A 7,901-nucleotide genomic window follows, 5' to 3' on the forward strand; every position below is an offset into this window, starting at 1 on the left:
CCCGCTCCGGCCGTGGCCACGCCGCCGGCCCGGCCCGCGGCCCCGCTGATGCCTCCCGCAACCCAGCCGTCGCGGGTTGCGGCGACGCCGCCGCGCCCGGCCCCGGCGCCGACTGCACCGACCGCGCCAGGCGCCCCCGCCGCGCCGGCCGCCAGCCGAGCGGCCACGCCGGCGGCTCCTGCGCACCCCATGGCTCCGGCGAACCCTGCACCGTCTTCCACGGCTCCGGCCACGCCGGCAATCACCCCGGTCCGCCCGGCGGCCCCGGCGGCGCGCGCCAGCGGCGCCCAGGCCACGGCCCTGTCGGCCGTGGATGCCGGGATCCCGGTGCTGGACATGGAAATGCTGGATGAGCTGCGCGCGATCGCCGGCGACGACGCCACCGCGATCGTGCGCCTGTTCCTGGAGGATGCGCCGCGACTGGTGCGCCAGGTGGAGCAGGCCTCGGCCACGCCCGACCTGCCGGCCATGCGCGAGGCCGCGCATGCGCTCAAGTCCTCCAGCGCCAACATCGGCGCGCTGGCGCTGTCGTCGGTGGCGCGCCGGATCGAGACCGCGGCGCGCACCGGCACCCTGGAGCGGCCGGCGGTGGCCGCGGCGCTGCTGATCGCCGAATTCGGCCGCGCGCGCGAGGCGCTGCTGGCCTGGCTGGCGACCCCGGGTCAGTCCTCGAGCTTGCTGAGCAGGTAGTTCTGCTCGCCGATGCGGGCGATCAGGTCCAGCTGGGTCTCCAGCCAGTCCACGTGCTCTTCCTCGTTGTCGAGGATCTTGGTGAACAGCTGGCGGCTGACGTAGTCGCCGACCGAATCGGCGTAGGCGATCGCCTCGCGCAGCAGCGGGATGCCTTCCAGTTCCAGCGCCAGGTCGCACTCCAGCGCCTCGCGCGGGCCCTCGCCGATGCGCAGCTTGCCCAGCGCCTGGAAGTTCGGCAGGCCCTCGAGGAACAGGATGCGCTCGGCCAGCCAGTCGGCGTGGTGCATCTCCTCGATCGATTCCTTGTACTCGTGCTCGGCCAGCTCCTTGAGCCCCCAGTTCTTCAGCATCTTGGCGTGCAGGAAGTACTGGTTGATCGCGGTGAGCTCGTTGTACAGGGCCTTGTTGAGGTACTCGATGACCTTCGCGTCGCCTTTCATCGGGTTCGCTCCTGCGCGGGGGATGCACGCACTCTAGCGCGCCGCGGGCGGCGGCGAGGTAACGCGAATCGTGTGCATCGCCGGCCGCGGGCCGGCGAGGCTCAGGCCGCCTGCAGCAGCGGCAGGGGCAGGGCGCGGGCCCGGTATTCGGCCACCAGGTCGGCGGCCAGCGGCAGGCAGGTGCCGCAGGTCGCGCCGCAGCCGGTACGCATGGTCAGTTCGGCGACGCTTTCGCAGCCGGCCTCGACGGCCTCGCGGATCTGGCGGTCGGTGACCCCATTGCAGATGCAGACGTACACGGCGGTCTCATGTGGCTGAACCGGGATCCATTCCACAATGAATGAGAACCGTTGTCAATTGCATCCGCGTCCGCGGCCCCTGCCAGGGTTCAGGCGGATGAACGCCCGCCCCGCGGCTGCCGCGGCCGCCGCCGCGGACGGTCGTTGCCGGCGCTGTTGCCCGGCAGCCAGGCCTGCTGCGCCACCCCCGGCATCTGCCGCAGCTGGGCGCCCACGCTGGTGGCCAGCGGGGCCAGGTGGCGCAGGGCGCGGGCATAGACCCCGCGCTTGAAGGTGACCACGTGCTCGACCGGGTACCAGAAGTCGACCCAGCGCCAGTGGTCGAACTCGGGGCTGTCGGTGGCGTCGAAGCGCACCAGTGACTCGTCGGCCACCAGCCGCAGCAGGAACCAGACCTGCTTCTGCCCGATGCACACCGGCCCCGGCCCGCCACGGCGGATCGCCCGCCCCGGCAGCCGGTAGCGCAGCCAGCCGGGCGTGGCGCCCAGCAGTTCCACATGCTCGGGGGACAGGCCGGTTTCCTCGTACAGCTCGCGGTACATGGCCTCGACCGGGGTTTCGTCGCTGCGCATCCCGCCCTGCGGGAACTGCCAGCCATCCCGGCGCACCCGGCGCGCCCAGAACACCTGTCCGTCCTCGCGCATGAGCACGATGCCGACGTTCGGCCTGTATCCGTCCGGATCGATCACGATGCGGACTCCAAGAAATTCGACTGTCCCGACAATGCCACGCCCCCGACAGGGCGACAAGCGGCGATTGACAGCGCGGCCAGGAACGTGAAAAATTCGCAATTCCCCGCCGCCCTGCAGGCGCGTGCGCGGGAAGCGCGGCCTGCTCCGCGGTTTCGGCTACGTAGCTCAGCCGGTTAGAGCACAGCACTCATAATGCTGGGGTCGGTGGTTCGAGTCCACCCGTAGCCACCATTGCCTGCAACGCAAAAGCCCCGCATCCGCGGGGCTTTTTGTTTCCATCGCCACGCCTGGCCGCGCCGTCCGGCGCCGCGCCATGGCGCCGCCTCCGCCTCCAGGCCGACCACGCCGGGGGCCAGGACCCGGGCACGGGTGGTCTTGCCTGTGCTGGTGTTGCGGATGCGCACGCTGTCGCCTACCCCGCCATCCTCCAGCGCGGTCCCTGCAATCGCGATCTGGAAGCCCTGCCCCGTCGCCACGATCCGCAGCGGCTGGCCATGGGCGACCGCGCTGCCGCCCCGCAGCAGCGAACGCCGCAACGGCTGGCCCGCGCGCAGCGTGCGCCGGGCGCGGTAGCCGGCGGCCTGGTCCGGCGACAGCAACAGGTCGGGGATCGCCGCCAGGTCCTGCTCGCCGGTTCCCAGCGCCTCGGCACGCAGCGGCTGCCCGGCCTCCACTTCCCCGCGCGCGACCACCGCGTCCACGTAGGCGCCGGCGCGCGCCGCGAAACGCACCTCGCCGCCGCCAGGACAGCGCACCAGCAGCTGCAGGCGGTCGAAGCGCTCGTCCGCCGCCACCTCGGCCACCTCCACCTGCAGCGGCCGCGCGCAATCGGGCGGGCGCCGTGCCGCCGGCAACAGCAGCACCTCGATGCGTGCGGTGGGCACGCCCATTGCCTGGACCCGCCGTTGCACCCAGGCACGCGCCACCTGTTCCAGCCGCGCCTGCGGCATCGAAGCGTCCTGCGCGCGTGCCTGCGGCGGCATACATGCCGCCAGCAGGCAGGCGAGGTGCGATTGGGACATGCCGCGCAGATTAGCCGCGCGGGCGCGCGGGCTTCGCTCAGGATCTTTTTAGATTCCGCCAGCGGCCGGGGGGCCTCCCTACCATGCGACGGCCCGGTCGTGGCACTGCCGCGACCACCAGAGGAACCGGAACAGCATGGGTATCAACCTCGGACAGGCGCTTGGCCTGCACCCTGCCGCGCTGAAGCTGCGCGGCGAACGCGCCCAGGTACTGGCCTCCAACCTGGCCAACGAGAACACCCCCGGCTACCAGGCACGCGACCTCGACTTCCGCGCGCGCCTGGACGAGGCCGCGCTCGGCCTGGCCGAGCCGCTGCTGCCGTTCGAATCCGACGCGGTGCTCTACCGCGTTCCCAGCCGCCCCTCGCAGGACGGCAACACCGTCGAGCTCGGCGTCGAACAGGCCGAATTCGCGCAGAACGCCCTCGATTTCCAGACCAGCCTGACCTTCCTGAACATGAAGCTCAAGGACCTTGGCCGCGGCGATCCAGGGCAACGGGTAAGCACGATGAGCTTCAAGCAGAGCGTGGAGATCGCCGGTTCGGCCATGGCCGCCCAGACCGTGCGCATGAACACCATCGCCAGCAACCTGGCCAACGCCAACACCGCCGGCACCGCCGACAGCGCCTACGTGGCGCGCAAGCCGGTGTTCGCCTCGGTGTTCAACGGCCTCGGCGCGCGGGTGCAGGTGCTGGACGTGGTCACCAGCCAGGATCCGCTGGAATCGCGCCACGAGCCCGGCAATCCGCTGGCCGACGAGAACGGCATGGTCTTCTACTCCAACGTCAATCCGGTCGAGGAGATGGCGGACATGCTCGCCGCCTCCCGCGCGTACTCCACCAACGTCGAGGTGCTGGTGCGCCTCAACGGCATGCGCCAGGCGGTGCTGAAGATGGGAGAAGGCGCATGACCGCGGTCGACAACGCGCTGCTGGCCGGCGCGGGCAGCGGCAACGCCGGCAACGCGGTGGCGGGCAACGGCAGCGTCTCGGACCTGTTCATGACCCTGCTGGTCGCGCAGATCCGCAACCAGGATCCGCTGTCGCCGCTGGAGAGCAAGGACTTCATCAACCAGTTCGCCTCGATGACCCAGGTCGAGACGATGCAGACCCTGTCCAGCCTGACCAGCAGTTCCGCGGCGCTGCAGGAAAGCATGCTGGTGGTGAACCTCGGCGCGCAGGTCGGCAGCGACATGATGGTCGCCGCCGGCGGCGTCAGCCTCGGCGCCGACCCGGTCCAGGGCGCATTCGTACTGGATGCGCCCGCCGCCGAGGTGGCCGTGCTGCTGACCGGCGCCGACGGCAGCACCCGCCGCATCGAGCTGGGCGCGCACGACGCCGGCACCGTGCAGTTCAGCATCGACCCGCGCAAGCTCGGCCTGCCCGCCGGACGCTACGCGCTGCGGATCGAGGCCGGCACCGGCGAGGCGCCGCGCGCCGAGCTCCAGGGCCGCCTGCTTGGCGTGCGCCTGGACGCGCAGGGCCAGGTGGTGCTCGACGTCGCCGGCGTCGGCGAGGTCGGCACCGGCGACATCTCCCGATTCCTGGGCCGCAGCGGCGGCACCCGGACCCCCTCGCAGCAAGGAGCCTGACGGTCCATGGCATTCAACATCGCACTCAGCGGCCTCAACGCAGTCACCGGCCAGCTCGACCAGATCAGCAACAACATCGCCAACAGCGGCAGCTACGGCTTCAAGTCCGGTCGCGCCAACTTCGCCTCGGCGTACTCCCAGGGCAAGGCCGGCGGCGTGTACGTGGGCTCGACCACGCAGTCGATGAGCCTGGGCGGCAACGTGCTGGCCACCGGCCGCAGCCTCGACGCCGCGATCCAGGGCCGCGGCTTCTTCGTCGCCCGCGACAGCAGCGGCGCGATGGTGTACTCGCGCCTGGGCCAGTTCAGCGTGGACAAGGACGGCTTCGTGGTCGACTCCATCGGCCGTCGCGTGCAGGGCTACGGCACCGCCTCCGGCGGCGTGCTGGGCGACCTGAGCGTGCCGACCGAGGCCATGCCCGCCGCCGCCAGCAGCACGCTGAACTACGCCGGCAACATGTCCGCCGACTGGCAGGCGCCGGCCGCGCCGTTCGACATGGCCGATGCCACCACCTACAACGGCGTGCAGGTCTCCAGCCTGTACGACTCGCTGGGCCGCCAGCACACCCTCAGCCAGTACTTCGTGCGCGGCGCCGGCAACGACGTGACCGTCTACTACGCCGTCGACGGCACCCTGGTCGACGACGGCACCGGCCCGGTCACCTCCAACCTGCAGTTCGGCACCACCGGCCAGCTGGTCGCCCCTGCCGCGCCGATCAACATCGCCCTGGGCACCCCCGACGGCTCCGAGCCGCTGCAGGTGGCGATCAACTACGCCACCACCACCTTCTTCGGCGGCGACTTCAACACCACCGCCACGCTCAGGCGCTTGAGCCGCACCGGGCTGCGCCGGATCTGGACCACGTTGCGGTCGTACACGTACTGGCGGGTGAGCGCGTTCTTCTGCGAACGCGGACCCTCGGGGGCGTCGTTGGCGGCACCGGACACCGCCACGGGGCGGTTGGACAGCGAGCCGGGCACGCCCAGCGGGATCACCCCGCTGTCGTTCTCCTCGCGCGTGGCCTCCTGGGTGACGCGCGGCGCCTCGCCGTACTGTTCGCGGGTTTCCTCGATGCGGTCCTGGTCCACTTCCACCGCCACCGAGGCGCGGAAGTTGCCGTCGCCCAGGGTGGGGCCGAGCAGGTCCTGGATGTTGCGCAGGGTTTCCTCGCGCACGCGGGTGGCCAGCTCGCTGTTGTCGCCACCGTGCGGGCTGGCCAGGTCGACGCCGGCCGACAGGAAGTTGCCGGCCTGGTCCACCACCGACACCCGCGCCGGATCGAGGTTGGCGACGCTGCCGGAGACCATGGCGATGATCGCCGCGACCTGCTCCTTGTTGAGGCGGCGTCCCGGCTTGAGCGCCAGCACCACCGAGGCCGAGCTCTTGTCACCATCGCTGAGGATGAAGGAGGAGGACTTGGCCACCGACAGGTGCACGCGCGCCGACTGCACCGGGTCGAGGGTGACGATGCTCTGCACCAGCTCGCCTTCCAGCCCGCGGCGGAAGCGCACGTCCTGCACGAACTGGCTGACGCCCAGCGGATCCTTCTGGTCGACCACCTCCAGGCCGTCCGGCAGGCGCGCGACCACGCCGCGCGCGGCCAGCAGCATGCGCACCTGGCCCAGGCGCGAGTCCGGCACCAGCACCTGGCCGGTGTCCGGGTGCAGGCGGTAGGGAATGCCCTCGGCGTCGAGCACCGACATCACGTCGGCCGCCACCACCTTCTCCTGCGCGCCGAACACCGGCTTGTAGCGCGAGTGGGCGTGGTGCAGGTACATCATCCCCAGCGCGGTCAGCGCCAAGGCCAGCAGCACCACCGGCAGCAGCCGCGACAGGGTGGCCGGGGACGGGCGCGGCAGCGAGGCGGGGAGCCAGCGCTGGGCCAGGGGCTTGAGGCGTTCGATCACGTCCGTGGGCGCCCGCTCAGACCGTGGTCTTCATGAGGTCGTCGAACGCGGCCATGACCTTGTTGCGCACCTGGATCAGCATCGAGAACGAGAGGCTGGCCTCCTGGCTGGCGAGCATGGCGCCGACCAGGTCGTCGCTGGCGCCGGTCTCGACCGCCTCGACCTGGCGCGCGGCCTCGTGCTGGACCGCGTCGACCTGGTGCAGGACCTTCTGGAACATGTCCCCGAAGCCACCCGCGGAGGCTCCATCGGAAGGCGGCGACGGCGGCAGTTCGCCCGGCTGCAGCAGCGCCAGGGGCGGCAGGGAAGGCAGGTTGGTCAGGGCTTCCATCGCAGGGGGACTCGGGGCAGGATCGGCCGGCATTGTGTCCACCCCTTCCCGGGGCCTGGCCGATTCTTAAGAGAATCTCTACGGGCCCGCTGCGCCCCTTGCCGTGCCCGGCCGCGTCAGCCGGCCGCGCGGACCTCCGGTTCCGGTTCGCCTGCCCTGCCCGCCACCGCGGCGGCCTCGCCCAGGGCGCCGCCGACCAGGATCACCCCGGGCAGCCCCTCGCCGGCGGCAGGAAGCGCGAGCAGCCCGGCCAGGGTGGTGGCCTGGGCCTGTTCGTCCTGCCGCGACGCGGCCTGCACCACGGCGGCCGGCGTGTCGCCCGGCAGGTGGACCAGCAGGGCGCGGGCGATGCGCTCCAGCCGGCCCATGCCCATGTAGATGGCCAGGGTGGTGCCGCTGCGCGCCAGCGCCGCCCAGTCCGGCTCGCCGTGGTCGGCGGTATGCGCCGTGACGAAGCTCACACCATGGCAGTGCTGGCGGTGGGTCAGGGACACGCCCAGCGCGGCGGCAGCGGCGAAGGCGGCGCTGACGCCATTGATGATGCGTACCGGGACTCCGGCCTCGCGCAGGAAGGCGATCTCCTCGCCCGCACGGCCGAACATCAGCGCCTCGCCGCCCTTCACCCGCACCACGCGCAGGCCCTGCAGCGCGTAGCGCCGCATCAGCCGGCAGATGAAGGCCTGTGGCGTGGAGCGGCAGCCGCCACGCTTGCCCACCCGCACCACGCGTGCCTGCGGCGCCAGCTCGACGATGCCGGGATCGACCAGCTCGTCCAGCAGCAGCACCTCGGCCTGCTGCAGGGCGCGCACGGCCTTGAGCGTCAGCAGTTCCAGGTCGCCGGGGCCGGCGGACAGCAGCACCACCTCGGCGGGCGGGCGGCGGAGATCGGCAGGGTGACGGGGGTCGCGGGCCATGGCGGGTCTCCAG

Annotated in this window: 9 protein-coding genes, 1 tRNA gene and 3 pseudogenes; 5 read left to right on the top strand and 8 right to left on the bottom strand. The window is 71.8% G+C overall.

Features of this window, described 5'->3' with window-relative positions; translation table 11 throughout:
• Positions 1 to 338 (bottom strand): annotated as a pseudogene (locus B351_RS18210) (hypothetical protein); the annotation flags it as partial.
• On the opposite strand from B351_RS18210, the gene B351_RS18215 reads away from it, so the two are divergent.
• Positions 337 to 690 carry an Hpt domain-containing protein gene (locus B351_RS18215; protein WP_019399994.1) on the top strand — a complete coding sequence of 118 codons (354 nt, stop codon included), beginning with the start codon at positions 337 to 339 and terminating at the stop codon, positions 688 to 690. The pseudogene B351_RS18210 and the gene B351_RS18215 sit on opposite strands and share 2 nt — an antisense overlap.
• Here B351_RS18215 and bfr read toward each other — a convergent pair.
• The 3 genes from bfr to B351_RS0115765 form a co-directional block, all read right to left on the bottom strand.
• Entirely contained in the window at positions 663 to 1,133 is a 471-nt protein-coding gene (gene bfr / locus B351_RS0115755) for a bacterioferritin (protein WP_019399995.1), read from the bottom strand. The genes B351_RS18215 and bfr overlap by 28 nt on opposite strands.
• Before the next feature lie 101 nt (positions 1,134 to 1,234).
• Positions 1,235 to 1,432: a bacterioferritin-associated ferredoxin gene (locus B351_RS0115760; protein ID WP_019399996.1), complete on the bottom strand. Its 198-nt coding sequence runs from the start codon at positions 1,430 to 1,432 to the stop codon at positions 1,235 to 1,237.
• An 89-nt stretch (positions 1,433 to 1,521) separates the two neighbouring features.
• On the bottom strand, positions 1,522 to 2,121 hold the full coding sequence (locus tag B351_RS0115765; RefSeq protein ID WP_019399997.1) for an RNA pyrophosphohydrolase: 600 nt from the start codon (positions 2,119 to 2,121) through the stop codon (positions 1,522 to 1,524).
• Positions 2,122 to 2,278: 157 nt separating this feature from the next.
• Between B351_RS0115765 and B351_RS0115770 the strand changes: the two genes are divergently transcribed.
• Positions 2,279 to 2,355 (top strand) — tRNA-Met (locus B351_RS0115770).
• Positions 2,356 to 2,474: 119 nt separating this feature from the next.
• Here the strand turns inward: B351_RS0115770 and flgA are convergent.
• A pseudogene (flgA, locus tag B351_RS18265) lies at positions 2,475 to 3,146 on the bottom strand (flagellar basal body P-ring formation chaperone FlgA); the annotation flags it as partial.
• A 136-nt stretch (positions 3,147 to 3,282) separates the two neighbouring features.
• On the opposite strand from flgA, the gene flgC reads away from it, so the two are divergent.
• From flgC to B351_RS18275, 3 genes and pseudogenes are all read left to right on the top strand, one after another.
• A complete protein-coding gene (gene flgC / locus B351_RS18270) occupies positions 3,283 to 4,056 on the top strand; it encodes a flagellar basal body rod protein FlgC (RefSeq protein WP_019399998.1) in 774 nt (257 codons plus the stop codon).
• Positions 4,053 to 4,736: a flagellar hook capping FlgD N-terminal domain-containing protein gene (locus B351_RS0115780; protein ID WP_019399999.1), complete on the top strand. Its 684-nt coding sequence runs from the start codon at positions 4,053 to 4,055 to the stop codon at positions 4,734 to 4,736. Before flgC ends, B351_RS0115780 begins: the two co-directional genes overlap by 4 nt.
• A 6-nt stretch (positions 4,737 to 4,742) precedes the next feature.
• Positions 4,743 to 5,492 (top strand): annotated as a pseudogene (locus B351_RS18275) (flagellar hook-basal body complex protein); the annotation flags it as partial.
• 14 nt (positions 5,493 to 5,506) lie between these two features.
• Here B351_RS18275 and fliF read toward each other — a convergent pair.
• From fliF to cobA, 3 genes are all read right to left on the bottom strand, one after another.
• The gene (fliF, locus tag B351_RS18090) at positions 5,507 to 6,643 is read right to left on the bottom strand and encodes a flagellar basal-body MS-ring/collar protein FliF (RefSeq protein ID WP_019400001.1); all 1,137 of its coding nucleotides are present in this window, start codon (positions 6,641 to 6,643) and stop codon (positions 5,507 to 5,509) included.
• 16 nt (positions 6,644 to 6,659) lie between these two features.
• Entirely contained in the window at positions 6,660 to 6,974 is a 315-nt protein-coding gene (locus B351_RS17460; RefSeq protein WP_019400002.1) for a flagellar hook-basal body complex protein FliE, read from the bottom strand.
• Between the two features lie 116 nt (positions 6,975 to 7,090).
• Positions 7,091 to 7,837, bottom strand: a complete 747-nt coding sequence (gene cobA / locus B351_RS17050; RefSeq protein WP_198006241.1) for a uroporphyrinogen-III C-methyltransferase — start codon at positions 7,835 to 7,837, stop codon at positions 7,091 to 7,093.
• Positions 7,838 to 7,901 lie beyond the last annotated feature (64 nt).

It is taken from the genome of Pseudoxanthomonas sp. GW2 (assembly GCF_000283075.1).
Lineage (GTDB): Bacteria > Pseudomonadota > Gammaproteobacteria > Xanthomonadales > Xanthomonadaceae > Pseudoxanthomonas.

Coding starts and splice junctions, on each gene's coding strand:
- B351_RS18215 (WP_019399994.1), top strand. CDS start 337: ATGGAAATGCTGGATGAGCTGCGCGCGATCGCCGGCGACGACGCCACC.
- bfr (WP_019399995.1), bottom strand. CDS start 1,133: ATGAAAGGCGACGCGAAGGTCATCGAGTACCTCAACAAGGCCCTGTAC.
- flgC (WP_019399998.1), top strand. CDS start 3,283: ATGGGTATCAACCTCGGACAGGCGCTTGGCCTGCACCCTGCCGCGCTG.
- B351_RS0115780 (WP_019399999.1), top strand. CDS start 4,053: ATGACCGCGGTCGACAACGCGCTGCTGGCCGGCGCGGGCAGCGGCAAC.
- B351_RS17460 (WP_019400002.1), bottom strand. CDS start 6,974: ATGGAAGCCCTGACCAACCTGCCTTCCCTGCCGCCCCTGGCGCTGCTG.